The sequence below is a fragment of the Brumimicrobium sp. genome, assembly GCA_023957385.1.
Taxonomy (GTDB): Bacteria; Bacteroidota; Bacteroidia; order Flavobacteriales_D; family Crocinitomicaceae; genus Brumimicrobium.
Window position 1 is genome coordinate 1,513,009 of the sequence record JAMLGZ010000001.1, and the last position, 16,937, is coordinate 1,529,945.

Annotated in this window: 12 protein-coding genes and 1 tRNA gene; 10 read left to right on the forward strand and 3 right to left on the reverse strand. The window is 31.4% G+C overall.

All coding sequences use genetic code 11. The features are described from left to right. Positions 1-184: 184 nt before the first annotated feature. Complete coding sequence (locus M9897_06675) at positions 185-781, forward strand: sigma-70 family RNA polymerase sigma factor (GenBank protein ID MCO5268560.1); 597 nt, start codon at positions 185-187, stop codon at positions 779-781. A 69-nt stretch (positions 782-850) separates the two neighbouring features. On the opposite strand, the gene M9897_06680 is transcribed toward M9897_06675, so the two are convergent. After that, positions 851-1,894, reverse strand: a complete 1,044-nt coding sequence (locus M9897_06680; GenBank protein ID MCO5268561.1) for an HlyD family secretion protein — start codon at positions 1,892-1,894, stop codon at positions 851-853. A 154-nt stretch (positions 1,895-2,048) separates the two neighbouring features. On the opposite strand from M9897_06680, the gene M9897_06685 reads away from it, so the two are divergent. After that, positions 2,049-4,487 (forward strand): SPOR domain-containing protein, encoded by a 2,439-nt coding sequence (locus M9897_06685; GenBank protein ID MCO5268562.1) that lies wholly within the window; start codon positions 2,049-2,051, stop codon positions 4,485-4,487. A 299-nt stretch (positions 4,488-4,786) separates the two neighbouring features. On the opposite strand, the gene M9897_06690 is transcribed toward M9897_06685, so the two are convergent. Continuing rightward, on the reverse strand, positions 4,787-6,949 hold the full coding sequence (locus M9897_06690; GenBank protein ID MCO5268563.1) for a YfhO family protein: 2,163 nt from the start codon (positions 6,947-6,949) through the stop codon (positions 4,787-4,789). A 421-nt stretch (positions 6,950-7,370) separates the two neighbouring features. Between M9897_06690 and M9897_06695 the strand changes: the two genes are divergently transcribed. After that, positions 7,371-8,558 (forward strand): hypothetical protein, encoded by a 1,188-nt coding sequence (locus M9897_06695; protein ID MCO5268564.1) that lies wholly within the window; start codon positions 7,371-7,373, stop codon positions 8,556-8,558. Positions 8,559-8,705: 147 nt separating this feature from the next. On the opposite strand, the gene M9897_06700 is transcribed toward M9897_06695, so the two are convergent. Beyond that, positions 8,706-8,778: transfer RNA gene (locus tag M9897_06700), tRNA-Phe, on the reverse strand. A 102-nt stretch (positions 8,779-8,880) separates the two neighbouring features. Between M9897_06700 and M9897_06705 the strand changes: the two genes are divergently transcribed. The 7 genes from M9897_06705 (at position 8,881) to M9897_06735 (ending at position 16,903) form a co-directional block, all read left to right on the forward strand. Beyond that, a complete protein-coding gene (locus tag M9897_06705; GenBank protein ID MCO5268565.1) occupies positions 8,881-9,612 on the forward strand; it encodes a type III pantothenate kinase in 732 nt (243 codons plus the stop codon). Continuing rightward, on the forward strand, positions 9,605-10,960 hold the full coding sequence (locus tag M9897_06710) for a hypothetical protein (protein ID MCO5268566.1): 1,356 nt from the start codon (positions 9,605-9,607) through the stop codon (positions 10,958-10,960). The genes M9897_06705 and M9897_06710 overlap by 8 nt, the downstream gene beginning before the upstream one ends. A 16-nt stretch (positions 10,961-10,976) precedes the next feature. Then, on the forward strand, positions 10,977-12,239 hold the full coding sequence (locus M9897_06715; GenBank protein ID MCO5268567.1) for a hypothetical protein: 1,263 nt from the start codon (positions 10,977-10,979) through the stop codon (positions 12,237-12,239). Further along, the gene (lptC, locus tag M9897_06720) at positions 12,240-12,800 is read left to right on the forward strand and encodes an LPS export ABC transporter periplasmic protein LptC (GenBank protein MCO5268568.1); all 561 of its coding nucleotides are present in this window, start codon (positions 12,240-12,242) and stop codon (positions 12,798-12,800) included. It abuts the gene before it with no gap. Between the two features lie 2 nt (positions 12,801-12,802). Then, positions 12,803-13,015 (forward strand): hypothetical protein, encoded by a 213-nt coding sequence (locus tag M9897_06725; GenBank protein MCO5268569.1) that lies wholly within the window; start codon positions 12,803-12,805, stop codon positions 13,013-13,015. A 103-nt stretch (positions 13,016-13,118) separates the two neighbouring features. After that, positions 13,119-15,608 carry a DUF5686 family protein gene (locus tag M9897_06730; protein MCO5268570.1) on the forward strand — a complete coding sequence of 830 codons (2,490 nt, stop codon included), beginning with the start codon at positions 13,119-13,121 and terminating at the stop codon, positions 15,606-15,608. Positions 15,609-15,688: 80 nt separating this feature from the next. Continuing rightward, entirely contained in the window at positions 15,689-16,903 is a 1,215-nt protein-coding gene (locus M9897_06735) for a T9SS type A sorting domain-containing protein (protein MCO5268571.1), read from the forward strand. Positions 16,904-16,937: the final 34 nt, after the last annotated feature.

The following is a 16,937-nucleotide window of genomic DNA, read 5'->3' on the forward strand; positions in this document are numbered from 1 at the left end:
TTTTTCCAACCTTTTTGTTAAACCTCTCGTATAAGTAGTTATACTTTTTGATAATTTAACAAATTGTTTTGTTTTAATTAGTATATTTGTTTGTTTAAATCTAAAAAATAACGCGTATAGAAACATTTTACTCTAACTAAAGACGAATATTTAAGTAAATATTATCTTGTTAAAACGAGTGATTATGAACATGCGTAAATTAGAAGATAAAGAATTAGTTTCTTTATATGTGGATGGAAACGAAAAAGCCTTTGAAATTTTATTGAATCGCCATAAATCAAGGATATATAACTATATCTTTATGAAGATTCGTGATAAAGCACTTGCTCAAGATATTTTCCAAGAGGCCTTCATTAAGATTATTAATACCATTAAGCGTGGCAACTATAATGAACAAGGTAAGTTTTTGCCATGGGCAATGAGAATTGCACATAACCTTATGATTGATTATTTCAGAAAGAGTAATAAGGTAAAGATGATCTCTGAAAGCAGTTCAAAGAATGAGGAATTTTCTATTTTCCAAGTTTTGGAAGTAAAAGATAACAATATTCAGGACGAAATTGTGTATGAAGAGCTTGTAAATCAGATGATTGACTTAATCGATTACCTACCTGAAAATCAATCTGGTATTTTGAAAATGAGAATTTTTCAAGAAATGTCATTCAAAGACATTGCCGAGAAAGAGAATATTAGTATTAATACAGCTTTAGGTAGAATGAGATATGCTTTGATTAATATTCGAAAGCTAATTGAAAAACATGATTTAGTAACATCTCTATAAGGATAGAAAACATATATAAAGACGTCTTTAGAAATAAGGACGTCTTTTGTTTTGGTAGATTACACTCATCTATGGAATAATAATGAAACAATGGGAGGGAAGGCCAACTACCTCAGCGGAATCTTTTTTGGTATTTATTATCTTGACCTCTTTTAGATAAGTCCCATTTTCTTGGTATAATAGAACCCGATTTTCCTTTATAGCTTTGGTAGGAATAAATCGATGTGTAGGTTTTTGGTTTGAGATAATCTCATAAGATTCATGCATTACAAGATTAGAAATATTTGAGATTGAAAAATAGATATGTGCCTGAGTAGTATCAGTAGGGGAATACATCCATTTTTCAATTTTTCCACTTCCAACCGTGTCTTTGTTTTTATTTCTATAGATAAACTCTCCCGAACCTTGAAATGAGGTGATATCAACTACTGGAATAGTGGCTGTTAAGGCCATTTTTTGAGAAGGAGAGATGTACAACAAAGTTTGTTTTGCTTGGATATGATTATCTTTTGGTAGTAGATTTTCAAGTATTATTCCATCAAATGGCGCCACATAGAAATATTGATTTACTGCATCTTCTTTCAATTTAGTTTCGTAGTATTTCTTAAGAATCCCAAAATTAGAGGCTATGTTTTTCTCTGTTTCTGAACTAAATTCAGGTAGTTCTGGTATAGCTTCTTTATGGGAGATATTGTTTTGATAATTTTCCCATTTTGAGTATTGCTCAGGTAACTCTTGTTGAATTTTTAAAGAAAAATCTAAAAGCATCTTTTTAAATTCTAAGCGTTGTATTACAATTTGATATAAAATATCAAGGCGTTCTAATTTCAATAATATATCTCCTTTTTTAAAATGAGTACCTGGCTTTAGACTGGTTGATTTTTCTTCTAATTTTCCAGAAATATTCATAGAAACTGAGAAATGTGATTCTGGTTGAACTATACCTTGTAGAATTTGAGGTGAATAGTTGGAATGATATTCAAATAATTTGTATTCTGAAGTACTTAATGAAGTAGATGTTTTTGAGTCCTTACCCATAAATAAAAAAACAATTAACATCATATTTATAAAAATACTGATTAGGAGAAATAATTGCATTTTCTTCTGTTTCATTCTTCATTTTTTTAGTAAGATACAATTAAATATTCTACAACTATTTCTTAGACCTAATTTTTTTTTAAAAATGAGTGTTTTGGTTAATTCTTAATACTTTGGAACTATTTTGATTTTATTTCGTAACACATTATCGAAACTATAAAACAATGACATGAAAAAAATTAGTTTTATAATCATTTTATCGCTAACTTTCTTTGTTTATCATGTATATGGACAGATTGTGTATGGACCATCTTATCGTGATGAAATTATTAATTCATTAAATGATATTTCAAAAAAAGATATTATACGATTAAATACATCTTTGCTTGAAGCTGGAATTTATCAGAATTCGATTCTTTATATTGATAAATTACTTGAATCAGAGCCAAATGTTGCAAATTACAATTATCGTAAAGGATTAGCTTTAATTAGTATGGAAGGCGATATAGAATTAGCTAAACAATGTCTATTAAAGGCAAAAAACGATATAAATCCCAAATATAAAATGAGTAATAAGAAGGAAACTGGAGCGCCAGTAGAAACATATTATTTATTGGGGAGAGTTGCCCATTTGGAAAATCGTATTGATGAAGCTATAGAATATTATAATACGTATAAGAATAGTAATGTAAAGAAATTAGTATATGCTGATGATGTACAATTAATGCTTCAACAATGTGATAATGCTAAGACGGTTGAAAATCGCGATAATCTATATCGTATTGGAAATTTCAAAGGGAATGTAAACTCTAAATATCCTGATTATGCACCTGCTATCTCTAGTGATGGTAATAATATGTTTTACACTTCACGAAGACCTTGGCCAGATGGAAGCAATGAAAATATAGTAGATGTCAAAACAAACATGTATAGCGAAGATATATATTATACAACAAAATCTGAGGACGGTGTTTGGAATGACCCGAAAATGATGAATTTCTGTAAAGCTAATATGAATGAATCTGCCGTATCTACAAGTAATGGTAGTGATACTATTTATTACTATAATGATAATGTAGGTAATGGAGATTTATATTTTGGGATTTTCAAAAATGAGCAATTAGAAAATACGCAACCTATATTAATCTCAGGGGTAAATTCAAAATATTGGGATCCACATATCAATTTTAGTAAAGATGGGAAAACACTTTATTTCTCTTCAAATAGACCAGGAGGATTTGGAGGTAGAGATATATATAAAATCACTAAGAATTCAGATGGAAGTTGGGGAGAACCTGTTAATCTTGGACCTACAATTAATTCGGAATACGATGAAGATGCTCCTTCTATAGCTGACGATAATGTTACACTTTATTTCTCATCGAATGGTAAAAGAAGTATCGGCGGATTTGATGTATTTAAAACTGAATATAATGTGGAAACAAAAAAATGGTCTGTACCTGAGAATATGGGAACCCCCATTAATACAACATATCATGATATTTATTTTAATTTGAGTGAAAATAGATTTGCTTATATGTCGTCAAATAGACCTGGAGGTCAAGGTGGGGCTGATATTTATCAGGTGAATTTTGTGAGACAACAAATAGCACTGATCAAAGGAAATGTAACTTATCCGAATGAAACTACTCCAAAAGACCCATCCGTGGCTATTCGTGTAAGATGCTTGGATTGTGAAGAAGATATTACTGTAACAACCTATGATATAGGAGAAATTCCATTCGGATTGAATGTGATTCCATGTCACAAATATGAATTAGTAGCAACACGTCAAACTGCGACAGGTGAGGAAGAAACGTTCTTTTCTCAAATTTATGAGTTAGGGTGTGATGAGCAACAAGAAGTATATGCTGATGTCGTTTATGGTACTAAAGAAGGAAATTTCCCAGCCATTACATACAAGCATTATTTTAGTTATAACAGAAATTCAGTTGCAGAAGATAAAGCAAATTTTGAACGCTTAATAAATGGCATGGTTGAGCAGGCAAATAATGGACGACAAGAATTCATAATTTCAATTAACTCTTCAGCTTCCTACGTTCCAACTAGATCATTTAAAGATAATAAAACCTTAGCTGCGACCCGTGCTGAGAATTTAAAACAAATTGTTTTGGAAGCAATTAATCTTCATGATATGCTTAAAGGAAAGGTAAATATCCAAATTAAAGATGTTAGTGTAAACGGTCCAGCTTATGAAAGTGATGCAGGTAATCAAGCTACCAAATATGTTGACTATCAATTTGTGTCTGCGACTTTAGAAGGTTATGGTGAAGATATTAATTCAGCTGGTCTAGTAATCGAATCTAAAGATGATTTAACTATTGTTCCTGTAGATAGAGCTTCAGCATCATCAGGTAACTCTAGTTCGAGTGGAGGAAGTAGTTCTATTAGCTCTAATGATTTCTCTACTAAATTACAAGTCGGTTACCATGTTGTTGTTGGAGCGTTTGGTGTTATTTCAAATGCAGAAAGATTGGCAGATAAGTTAAAGGCTAGTTATCCAAATACAATCATTGTTAAAAATACTACTAGAGGATTAAATTATGTGATTATTGATTCTACATCTGATAGAGCTGTTGCTATGCAGACTGTACAGCAGTATAAACAAAATGCTAGTGGAGGAGCTTGGGTGTTATATATTAAGTAGTTATAATCGTTGTATTTGTTAAAAGTGATATACTGATAATTAGCTTTTAATTTCCGGCATATTAGAATTTAACGATTACCCTTCTTTATCTTCCATAATTCAAAAGGAGCTTTTATACTATCTTTTTAGAGTTTTGTAAATAAAAATTGACTTCTATTTTTGATACTAATTGTTTTAGAAACAGGTAAGTAGAGTTTGTGCTACCATCATCACAAAATATAAATGGTAATTTGCTATAAACGCTAAGAAAGTTAGAACCTCTTCTTCTTTTAGCCTATTGGTTTCATTATTACAAAGAATTATGATTGCTGTTTTCGACATCCCCCAAAGTATGATAGAATGGGAAATAATACAATCAAAAGGTAGCTTCCTACTAACAGATAAGCAATAATACTAATTCCACCGAGATAGGAAACAGGTGAAGAGATATGATATACTACTTTACCATTCGAATTTCCTGGAATCATAATACCCATAATATGTGTATTTATTCTTGATATAGGCAATTCTTTTCCATTATAATAAGCTTTCCATTGTGGATAGTAGTTTTGATTTAAAATGAGCCATTGAGGAATTGGATTTTGGTTTTGAACTTCTACAGAAAATGAGTTATATCCTACGTGAGGTTTGTGAATTGTAGTATTTTGGGAAGTGATATCTCCTTCATTGTTTATTCCCCAAATTAAGCCAGGTTCTATAGGAGAATTAGGCTTTTTTTCCTTATTTGCAAAGTAAAACAATGGATTCTCTAAATTAAACTCTAAACTAGAGTCTATTTTAGCTTGCTCAAAGTACTTAATTTGACAAGGGTTATATCCTTCAAAGGAAATTGTTTTATTAAATGTGGAAACGTTGAGCCAGATTCCATCAATTTTCTTTAAACCTTGACTTTCGTTAAAATAACTCATAGGGTAATCTAGGTTTTCTTGACTGATATCCGATGGAAGAGTGCGGAAGAATTGCTTGTAATCCGCATATTTAAAAGAATAGGTAACAGTATAAGGAATACTGAGTTGGGTTTGTATGCCTATGTCTAAGAAAGCAAAGAGAAAAAGTGTAGAAAACCAAGAAAATTGGAAGAATTTTTTTGCTATATAACAAACTCCAACGATGAAAATGATGATGATACAGTTTATAACAAGATGTGTTGCCATATACTGATTGGACGATTCTGATCTTTGAAGAAAATCAATGAGATTATTTTTTATTTCGGTTGGAGATGTTCTGAAATAGAAGAGAATTCCAACTAAAATTATAATACTAAAGAAGGAATAAAGAATAGTTTTTTCTCTTTTCGTAAGAATGGGTTTCTCTAAGAAATTTTGGAGACCGATACTAGCTACGATTAATAAAGCAAAAACGCTATAAGTCTTGAAAAAAGAAGGATGTCTGAAAACTCCAAATCCCGGAAGGTGATATAATATTTTGTATATGGGAGTATAACTTCCCAAAGCTGCAATTAGACCAATAAAAGCAATGAAGCACAGAATGATTACTTTTTTATTCATTCTATTTCTAGTAAAAGCAAAGAGAACAAATATAAATGCTACAAGACCAAAATAGCCACTTCGTAGTGTTATATCGGTTATGGTGAATGATTCTGTTTTACTTAAAACGGAATATGGAAAAATAAAAGAGATATAATCGATGGGAACAAATGGGTTAGCTAGTAGATAATCACTATAAGGTAGTCTTTCTAGACGGTTAAAATAGGGCGCGAATTCAAATCCAGAAACTAAATAAGGGAGTAACAATACTATTGCTGTAATAAGCATACTTCCGCCTCCTAACGATATTCTTTTTAGAGTAGCCACATCTTTCCTATATTTCCAGAAATAATAAATGAATACAAAAAGAAAAATATAGATTAAGATAATGGTATAAGCTGGGCTTGCGGAGGAAGTATTTAATGCAATAAAGAAACCCGTTAAGATGGCATAAACATATTTGAATTTCTGAAAAAAAAGATATACTGCTCCTAAGCACCAGGGAAGCCATGCAATACCGGCTATGAAAACCATGATTTGAGCAGTACCAACCATCAGTCCAGATAAAGCATAGCTAAACCCTATGATGGCAGCTATACGTTTATCTCCTATAAAGTGTGTGATAAACCAATACATTCCCCAACCAGCAAGTAAAAAATACAAGTTGATTTCAAGTATCAGAGATGTAATGGTGTACTTGCCAAACAGTATAAATAACCAAGTGATTGGGTTCCATATTCCACTTTGTGGATCTGCATATATAGGATATCCCATGTGTTGAAAGCTATTCCAATAGGGAAAATGTCCATTCCATATCGCATCACTTATAAAATAACGATAGGGTAGAAAACCGCTAATATTATCCCATTTAGGTGTATTGTAGAAGAATGTAAGTGGCCAAAGTAATATTAAAATCCCCGCTGACATAAGTATGGCATAGCGATGATTTTGAATAAATGACAATAGATTCTTCATTCTTCAAAGATAGATTTTTTTTATATAACCATACCTTAATCGTAACAAATATCCCCCTCCTTCTTGATTTGGAGCTTTACTTTCAAATGACTTTTAAGGGAATTGATTTCAAAATTAAAAAGATTGATAAAATTAATAATCTAAAAAATCATATAAATTATCTTCTGAAGCAAAAACGTATATTAACATTTGATAATCACAATTACAAAATAGAGATTTAGCATTCTATTTTAATTCTTCATGGCTATACAAAAGTAAATTTCTATCTTTCCGTTCTCAATATATGAGGTAGAAATTTTAGATGCGAAATAGGTGATAGATGAAACTCCAAAAATAGAGAAAAGGGCAATAAGAGAAGCAATTCTATTAAATGCACAGTGGGTTAATTGTGTATTTATACGGTTATAAAATTTAAGATGTTATGAGACGATTTGTTTATATCATTTATGCATTATTTAGTTTATTGCTCTTTTCTTGTCACGTTGATGAGCCACAAAATAATCCGGCTATAATTGGACATAAAGGTTGCGGTCCAATCGATGAAAATGGGAATATTAATCTTTACGCAAATTCTTGGGAAGCATTAAAAGAAGCTATTACTTTATTAGATGGTACAGAAATGGATATCCAGATGAGTGCTGACTCTACACTTTGGATTTTCCATAATCATGAAATAATGGATTGTAATGATTCTCTTATTAATTTTTCTACTTGTACAGATGCTCAAATAACATTGTTTAATAAATGTTCCTATAATAATAAAATTATACGTTTTGAAGAATTTATTAAAAAATCAACTATAGAAGATTGGAGAGGTAAAACGCTTTGTTTAGACTTAAAGGTTTTAAATAATTATGGAACACAAAGTTTATTTGAGCGACAGGAAGATAAGGTGCTTTACGTGAGAGACTTAATTTATAATTATACAAAGAATAATCAATTTTTGGTTTATTGTGAAGTGTTTAATGAGGAGCAATATTTAATTTTTAATGAAGTATTTAAAGATAAAACTATACTAGCTCTTTATAAAGTTGATTCTAAAGAGTTATTATCCTGGGAAAATAAAAACTTTAAATTATCAGTTCTTATTCATCATTTAGATTTAGATAATGAAAATAACTTAAAAATCGATGATATATGGGGTGTTTATAAACCAGATGAGTTTTATAGATCTTTAAAATTCTCTCCAGATTTTATTCAAGGAGATAACGTTCCAATGTTATCATTCATAAAATCTATTCAACGAGGAATAAAACCTTTAACTATAGATGAAAGGAAATTTCATTTCTCTGGAGAAGATGAATTTTACTCAATAGAAAACAGTAAAGTAAGACAGCTAGATAAACCATTTATGTATCAGTTTGAAATAGATCCTGTACAATTTGAAAAAGGAACATTTTTAACTTTTACTGCATACGATATTAAAGATAGCACAGTTATATGGGAAGCCATAAAACTTGATGAGGTGTCTAATCCATCTATTTTTTTCTATCCAAAATTTCTTCATCATATAAATGTATCTAACTATAGTATAAGTATTTGGAATCAAAATAAAAATTTAATTAATCATCGAATTAAGTTAAAAAAAATTGTTCTACCTGATGACTAGTGTAATTTCAAAAAAAAGTGCATAAACCTCATCAAAAGAGGTTTTTTTTGGGCGATTTTTATCAAATGTTCGCCACTTTTGTTCGCCACTTAAAGAAAAATCCGAATTAACTCGTTGATAATCAATCTGTTAATTCGGATTTTGTTGTGGTGATGGACGGAATCGAACCGCCGACACAAGGATTTTCAGTCCTTTGCTCTACCAACTGAGCTACATCACCAGCCTCGTTTTTCGAACGTGGGGGCAAATATAACAACTTATTTTATTTTCAAACAATCTAAAGCATTAATTTTTTAAAATCTTCTTTTAACTTTGCACGCCTATGTCTAAGACATTAAAATATCGCATAATAGATGCTGGGAATACCTTCTTGAAAATAGTTGATTTTCAAGAAGATGTTATTTTTAATCAAATGATACTTTCTTGGAGTGATCATAAGATGATTCAATATATATTGCAAGAAAGAGATTCTGATTATTGCATTCTTTCTTCCGTTGTAGATGCACAAAGCAAGCAAAATATTATAGCATTAGCACAACCAACGATTGTATTAGATTATAAAACAGCTCTCCCCATTTCATTGCAAGAATATGAAACTCCTGACACATTAGGAGCAGATAGAATTGCAAATGCTGTAGCAGCTTCTAAAATCACTACTACTGAAGCGGCTTTAGTGATTGATATTGGAACATGTATTAAATTTGATTTAGTAGATAAGAATAAGTATTTGGGAGGCTCTATCTCGCCAGGCTATGCCATGCGATTAAATGCGATGCACCATTTTACAGGAGCCCTTCCTCAGTTGGAATTAGAAAATCATGCCCCTCTTATTGGTAAATCTACGAAAGAATCAATGCTTTCGGGAGTTATTAATGGAATTCAGGCTGAAATAGAAGGATTAATTACAAAATATCAAAAAAAATATGCTTCATTAACAATTTTTTTGACAGGTGGGGACTATAAAAGGTTTGAAATCGAATTAAAAAATAGCATATTTGCCGTTGAAAATTTAACCGTTACAGGTTTATTCTTAATTTTGAAGCATAATGTTTAAATATACTTTAGTAATAATTGCAACCATTTTCACTGGAATAGTAGTGGGACAGATGAATACAAGTTCCCCTTATTCATCATGGGGAATTGGAGATGTGGGGTTTTATGGTGATGCGTATGCTAATAGTTTAGGTGGTGCTTCAGTGGCATTGACGGACTCAAGTGAGGCTAATTTCTTTAATCCATCAACCTATTCTTTATTAGCCAAACAATTACCTTTATTCTCGTTTGGACTTAATCATTACGAAAAATCTTTCTCTGATAACAATGGACTTGCATCTGAAGGAAGGTTTACGAATATCACTCACCTCGGATTAGCTATTCCTTTTGCAAATCGTTTTGGGTTAGGTTTTGGATTAAAACCATATAGTCGAATGGGGTATGAAATCGGAGGTGGAAATATACCAGATGGAGATAGTATCCATTATCGATATTCAGGAAAAGGTGGAATTCAAGAAATCTTTATAGGCTTTGCAGGGAATATCTTAGATAATAGAAATCATTCATTATCTCTCGGTATAAATGGTATTTACTACTTTGGGAAAATAAATAATCAACGTAGAGCTTACCAGAATACAAGTAATGGCGAAAAAGGAGGTTTAGACGATCGAAAATTAATTGCCAAAGATTTTGGAATGGAAATAGGTTTAAATTATGAGTATAAAATATCAGATAAACATAGTCTAAGACTAGGAGCTGTTTTCCGACCTGAAAGAAAAATGAAATTTGAGAAGGAAGATACGCGTATATTTTATTCAAACTTCACCAATATAGGAACTTATGATACCATTCTAAATAATCCTACAATTACTGGAAGAATTCATATTCCAGCTATGACTAAAATTGGTATTGCCTATAGATACACTCCTCAAGATGATTCAGTACGTTCTAGAACTAAATTGTCATCTTATTTATTTACTTTTGAATACGATATGATGAATTGGAGTGCATACCAAGAGAATTTCAATGGCACTGGAGAAATAAATCGTTACGTAAACTCTAGTTCCTATCGCTTTGGATTTGAATTTGTTCCACATAGATTATCAGCCGCCAGATCTTCTTATATCAAATATTTTGATAAAATTAAATATAGAATTGGTGGATATTGGATTGATTCACCTTATGCAGTTGGAGGTACACAATTACAAGATAGAGGTGTAACACTTGGGTTTGGATTTCCTTTAATATTGAATAGAGCAGTTTCAACTATTAGTTTCTCAGCTAATTATGGAGTTATGGGTTCTTCTAAAATAGCAAATAGCATAAAAGAAAATTATTATGGATTCAATATCGGCATAAATATTGCTCCAGGGTACGACAGATGGTTTAAAAAATATAAATACGATTAATTTTACTACAATGAGAATGCAAAATTTAATATGGACAGCGATTTTTACTCTTAGTTTAGGGTTCTTCACTTATGCACAAGATGATAATGCAGATGAATGTACACGTTACAAAGCTATTGCTGGTTATGCCTATAAAGCAAAAGAATATGAAAAAGTAACTCGTTCTTATATACGTGCTTTAAAAGAGTGTGATGGATTAGAAATGGTCTTTTTTGACCCATTTATCTATTCTGTTGGTCAATCTATGAGAAATGCTACAGATGAGGCTATAAAAAGTGCCTATTTGGATACTTTAATCTATGTTTATGAAGTTGGACAAAAACAACATGGTATTCAAGATAGATGGCAAGTTCAATTGGGTTATAGCTATTTAACACAAGGAAAGCCAGGTAATATGAAGAAAGCAGATGAGGCTTTTAATAAAGGTGTTCATTTTGAGAAAGAAAAGGTAAACAAAGGATATTTACAGTTATACTATCAAAATTTATTCAATCTTTGGGTACAGGAACAAGATGCAAAAGTGAAAGCTGATTACAAAGCAAGATTGATTGCAGACTTCTTTATTCTATCTGATTATGGTAACAAAGGAAATATGGGCGCTGATTTAAATGACTTTTTAGCAGCTTACCTTGATAAAGCAGTTACAGATTGTGCTTCTATCCTTCCAGATATTAATAACTTCATGAAGAACTTACCAGCTGATAAAGAAGCTAAAAAAGCAACAGTTAAAAATTTCATGAGTTTATTAGAAGATAAAAAATGTACTGATAGTAAAGAATATGTTATGTTAGTAGATACAATTATCGCTATAGATCCTTCTGTAGATGCAGTAATTGCAAAAGGTAAAATGTTAGCTAGTCAAAAGAAAATGTCTGATGCAGTTGCAACTTTCAGAAAAGCATTAGGAATGGCTGAAAATGCTGAGCAAAAGAGTGATATTGAGTATGAAATAGCTAAAGCATATTATAATGCAGGAAGTTATAGATCTGCTCACGATGCTGGAATTGCTGTGACTGGAAAAAATTCTGCAAAAGGGTATGAGATTTCTGCTAGAAGCGTGAATGCTTTAATGAATGAATGTGGAGTTTCTACCTTTGAAAGAAAAGCAAATAATTATTATGCTGTTGAATTAGCTGAAAAATCTGGAAATGGTTCTTTAATCAGCTCTTTAAAAGCACAATGCCCTTCTTCTAATGATATTTTCAATGAAGATAAATCTGTAGGAGATCAGGTAACATTAAGTTGCTGGGGTAAAAGTTATACAATTGTAAAATATTAATTGTCTAAACAATTAAAATATAATTCATTCCTATTTCCTGCTATCGTTTTGATAGCAGGAATATTTTTTTCTTGCTCCAATGATTTAGATCAAGTTAAGAAAATCACCACACATCCTGATAACCCCGATGAAACAAGTGAGATGCTCCATATTATCTATACCGATTCTGGTTTAGCTAAAGTTGAAATTTTTGCTCGTATTGCCGAAACTTATACTCATCCTAAATCTATAACTAAGTTTAAAGATGGATTGAAAGTACATTTTTTTGATAATCAGGGTAAAATAGAATCTATACTCACCTCTAAATATGGTCAAATTGATGATGAGTCGGGAATAATCATGGTTAGAGATAGTGTAAAACTAGTAAATATTGAAGACCAACGGACAATGGAAACCGAAGTGCTTTATTGGAAAAAAGGAGGTGATTCTATTTATACCAATAAAGCAGTTGTGATAACAACAAAAGATATGATTTTGAGTGGAGTAGGAGCATGGACAACTCCCTCTTTTGATACGGCTCAATTCTTTAAACCAACTGCTAAAATATTTTTAAAAGAATAACAATGAAAACATATACACGCATTATGCAATTATTTTGGTTAACAATGGGAATATTTATTGCCATTATTGTTACTTACAAGGGATTTACTGATGGATTTAGAAGGTGGTATCCCTATTATGTTTTCAGTGCTTTAGCATTATTCCTTTATTTTATACGTAGTATAATGTTAAAAAGAATGAATAAAATTCAAGAGGAGAATACTAAGAATTCATAGTTTTTAGCTCTCTCATTCTCATTTTAACCATACTATTGTATTTACTTAATTTTAATTACCTTTGGTTTTCTTTAAGATTATATACCAAAAGAATTCCTAATTGATGAGTAAATTCTTACTTCGATATTGCTCCATCTTTCTGTTACTCTTACCCTCCTTTGTGTGGTCGCAATACGAAGTGAAAGGAAGAATTACAGATGAAAGTAATATTGGGATTCCTTATGCTGAAGTTTTTGTAAAAAATAAACCAGAATTAAGAACGCGTTCTGATATAAATGGGAATTATTTGATGCGTCTCGAAGTAGGTGAATATTATTTGGTGTTTTCGGCTGTAGGATTTGAAGATAGAGAATATTATTTAGGTGTTAAAGAAAAACAAACCCTACTTGATATGCAACTCTTTTCCTCCAAAGTAGAAGAGTTTGAAAGCGTTGATTATAGAACGAAAAGGAGGAATGTAGGTAGAGATATTGTTTTGAGAACGGTTAAAATTAAAGATGAAATAGATTTTAATAAATATGCTTATTCTACCCAAGTTTATATTCGTGCAACTAAAGAAAAAAAAGTTGAAGGAACCAAGAAACAAGAGAAAGAAAAAATAGAAAATGCTCATTTTGATTCTGTGGAGGAGTTAAAACGTAAGAAATTGAGTCAATTGCAAGATATGGATATGGTAGAGGTAGAATTGACTCGAAATTATGTGCCTCCAGCGAGTATTAAAGAAGTTCGTAATGCATATACAAAACGTGGGAATGACCAATATCTTTATTTTACTACAACTGCCGCTGCAAATTTTAATTTCTTTCAAAATATATTGTACTTAAATGATTTAAGTAAAAATCCTATACAATCTCCTATATCTAATGCAGGAATACTTTCCTATAAATATCAATTGGTAGAAAAGATAGAACGTAAGGATCAGCCGTCATTAAATAAGATTAAAATTACACCTAGAAATGTTGCTACTTCCACACTGGATGGATATATATGGATAGCTGATAGTTCTTGGATGGTAGAAAAATTAGAATTTACTATCTCAAAGGGAAACCTCTTTATTTATGATTATTTTACTATTCAACAAGAATTTAGAACTGTCGGGGATACCATGAGTGTGCTAACAGGACAAATTATGAAATATGGAGTTTCTTTTAACAAAGAGAAATATGATGGAATCACCAATGTGAGCTATACTAATTATAACTTTTCTCCGAATTTTAAGGGAATTAAATTTGGAAATGAAGTGGCTGTAACAACCACTGATGCATACGATAAAGACACTTCGTATTGGTCTCAAAATAGATTGATACCTCTTACATTAGAAGAACAAAAGTATATTAAACAAAGAGATAGTATCGAGAATATGTTTCTAAAACAAAACTATTTAGATTCAATTGACTCGGTATTCAATAAAGTAACATTTTGGAAAGTAGTTTGGTTTGGTATAGATCATAGAAATCGAGCAAAAAAAACACAATGGACAATTAGTTCTATTGCTGGTACAATGCGCCCTTTGTATATAGCAGGACCACGTATTGGACCTGATTTTAGCTTTTATAAAAAATGGAATAACGAACGTTCTATTGATTATTTCATCCGAACGGATGTTGGGGTACTCAATGGAGATGTAAAAGGATGGACAACCATTCAATATTTGTACGACCCCTTTAGACAATCTAATTTATGGATGAATGTTTCCCATAACTATGACTTAATCCGTTCGTATGATGCACTTACACAAGTGTTTCTACGTGATAATTTTATTGTGAGTACTTCAGGTACTTTAGGACATACATTTGAAGCCTTTAATGGTTTTGTTGTTGAGACGGAGTTGACCTATATTTACCGGAGCCCATTGCCTGCTAACACAAAATTTATTCGTTGGTTTGATAAAGCTTTGAATAATGTGGAACCACCCGTTTTTACTCCATTCAATTCATTTATTGGTAATTTGATGATACGCTATACGCCTTTCCAAAAGTATATGCGTGAACCTAAGCGTAAAGTTATTTTGGGTTCTAAATGGCCTACTATATATATGTCCTACGAAAAAGGAATACCCAAAATATTTGATAGTGATGTCAATCATGACTATATTCAATTTGGTATGAGTCAAGCTTTTAATATTGGTACGTGGGGGACATCTCAATATCATATTACTACCGGTAAATTCTTAAATACAAAAAAACTCCATCCGGAAGACTTTAAATTCTTCAGGAGAGGGGACCCTATCTTATTTTCTAATCCTTTATATTCATATCAAGATTTAGATTCTACCTTACCCACTATGAATTGGTATTTAGAAACGCACTATATACACCATTTTAATGGCGCTCTTATTAATAAGATCCCATTTATGAAGAAAACCCGCATTTCAACTGTTGCAGGTGGCGGTTTCTTATGGGTACCCGAACATGATTGGATTCATTACGAGTTATATGTCGGGTTAGAGCGTATCTTTAAATTTGCCAAAAGAAGATTGAGAATAGGAGCTTATTGTGTATTCTCTGAAGGGAATCATATATCTAAATTAAAAACTTCTTTTAAAATAAGTTTTGCCATTCTGGATGAGCGAAGTATGAAATTCACCTTCTAATACTTTTGTTAAAAAACTGATTTTGTGGGTTTGTGCTATATTTTTTCAATATATTTGGAACACATTTTAAATTCTATTATATGAAAAAACACTTACTTATGTTCACTGCACTTGCTATGGCATTTACAGTAAATGCACAAACAACTGCACAGGATGGAAATTGGTCTAGTTCTTCTACTTGGGTTGGAGGTATTCCACCAGTAACAACAGGAACTGTTACCATCAACCATAAAGTAACTCTAGATCAGAATTACACACACGAATCAGGTGATTTTACGGTAAGTGCTACAGGCTCTATTACAGGAAATAATAATACGCGTTCCTTCGCTATTAATACTACTCCTACAGGTAATGCTACACTTATAAATAAAGGGAAAATTGAAGTATCCAAAATAGCCTTCATGAAGGGGAGTGTTTTTGGAACAGATGGAACCATAAAGGCTGATAGTTTGTACACAAAAGCATATATCCAACTGAATAACGCTAACTCTTTTATTGAGACAACTGCTTTACTAATTGATCAAGGAGGGTCAATCGGGAATAATGGTGATGTCAAAGCTACTAGGTTCTTAATTCGTGGAACGTATGGAGGTACTGGTAAAACTACATGTACTAATTTAATGAATGATGCTACAGGAAATACCACCAATAGTGGGACTATTTATACCGATAAATTCTTAAATCTTGGAACTTGGCAAAATGCGTATAAATTAAATACAACGTACTTTCTAAATTGTAAATCGTTTGAAAATACGGCAAGTGGAAACATTTATGTAGATCATAATTGGGCCAACTCTGATTCTTTGGCATCTCCTGCAGTATTTCTAAATGATGGGTATGTTTTAGTTCAAGATAATTGGGCAAATACCAAAGAAGTAAAAGGAAATGGTAAGTTTTGTATAGGATATAATTCAACAAATACTGGACAAATGAATGGTACTTTTGATTTTTGTGATAATACCGGTGGGGGAGTTGACTATAATACAGGAACAATTGCATCAGGCATTACTTATTGTCAGTTTCCTTGTGATGCAAGTATAGATAAATATGGAATGGTTGAAGAGATGAGTATATTCCCAAATCCAGTAACTTCTCATTTAACTTTAAGCACAAACTTTGATTTAGCTAATGCTCAAATAATTATTTATAGCGCTTATGGACAAGAAGTTATGAGACTATCACATATTGCTGGAATGAATGCGGAATTAGATTGTACGCTTTTAAATAGTGGGATGTATTTCTTGGTTATTAAAAACAACCAACGATCTATGAATGCTAAATTTATAGTGGAATAAAATATAAATTGAAAGATGAAGTAATTATTCCAAA

Coding starts and splice junctions, on each gene's coding strand:
- M9897_06705 (MCO5268565.1), top strand. CDS start 8,881: ATGTCTAAGACATTAAAATATCGCATAATAGATGCTGGGAATACCTTC.
- M9897_06695 (MCO5268564.1), top strand. CDS start 7,371: ATGAGACGATTTGTTTATATCATTTATGCATTATTTAGTTTATTGCTC.
- M9897_06680 (MCO5268561.1), bottom strand. CDS start 1,894: ATGAAACAGAAGAAAATGCAATTATTTCTCCTAATCAGTATTTTTATA.
- M9897_06725 (MCO5268569.1), top strand. CDS start 12,803: ATGAAAACATATACACGCATTATGCAATTATTTTGGTTAACAATGGGA.
- M9897_06690 (MCO5268563.1), bottom strand. CDS start 6,949: ATGAAGAATCTATTGTCATTTATTCAAAATCATCGCTATGCCATACTT.
- M9897_06675 (MCO5268560.1), top strand. CDS start 185: ATGAACATGCGTAAATTAGAAGATAAAGAATTAGTTTCTTTATATGTG.
- M9897_06685 (MCO5268562.1), top strand. CDS start 2,049: ATGAAAAAAATTAGTTTTATAATCATTTTATCGCTAACTTTCTTTGTT.
- M9897_06715 (MCO5268567.1), top strand. CDS start 10,977: ATGCAAAATTTAATATGGACAGCGATTTTTACTCTTAGTTTAGGGTTC.
- M9897_06735 (MCO5268571.1), top strand. CDS start 15,689: ATGAAAAAACACTTACTTATGTTCACTGCACTTGCTATGGCATTTACA.
- M9897_06730 (MCO5268570.1), top strand. CDS start 13,119: ATGAGTAAATTCTTACTTCGATATTGCTCCATCTTTCTGTTACTCTTA.
- M9897_06710 (MCO5268566.1), top strand. CDS start 9,605: ATGTTTAAATATACTTTAGTAATAATTGCAACCATTTTCACTGGAATA.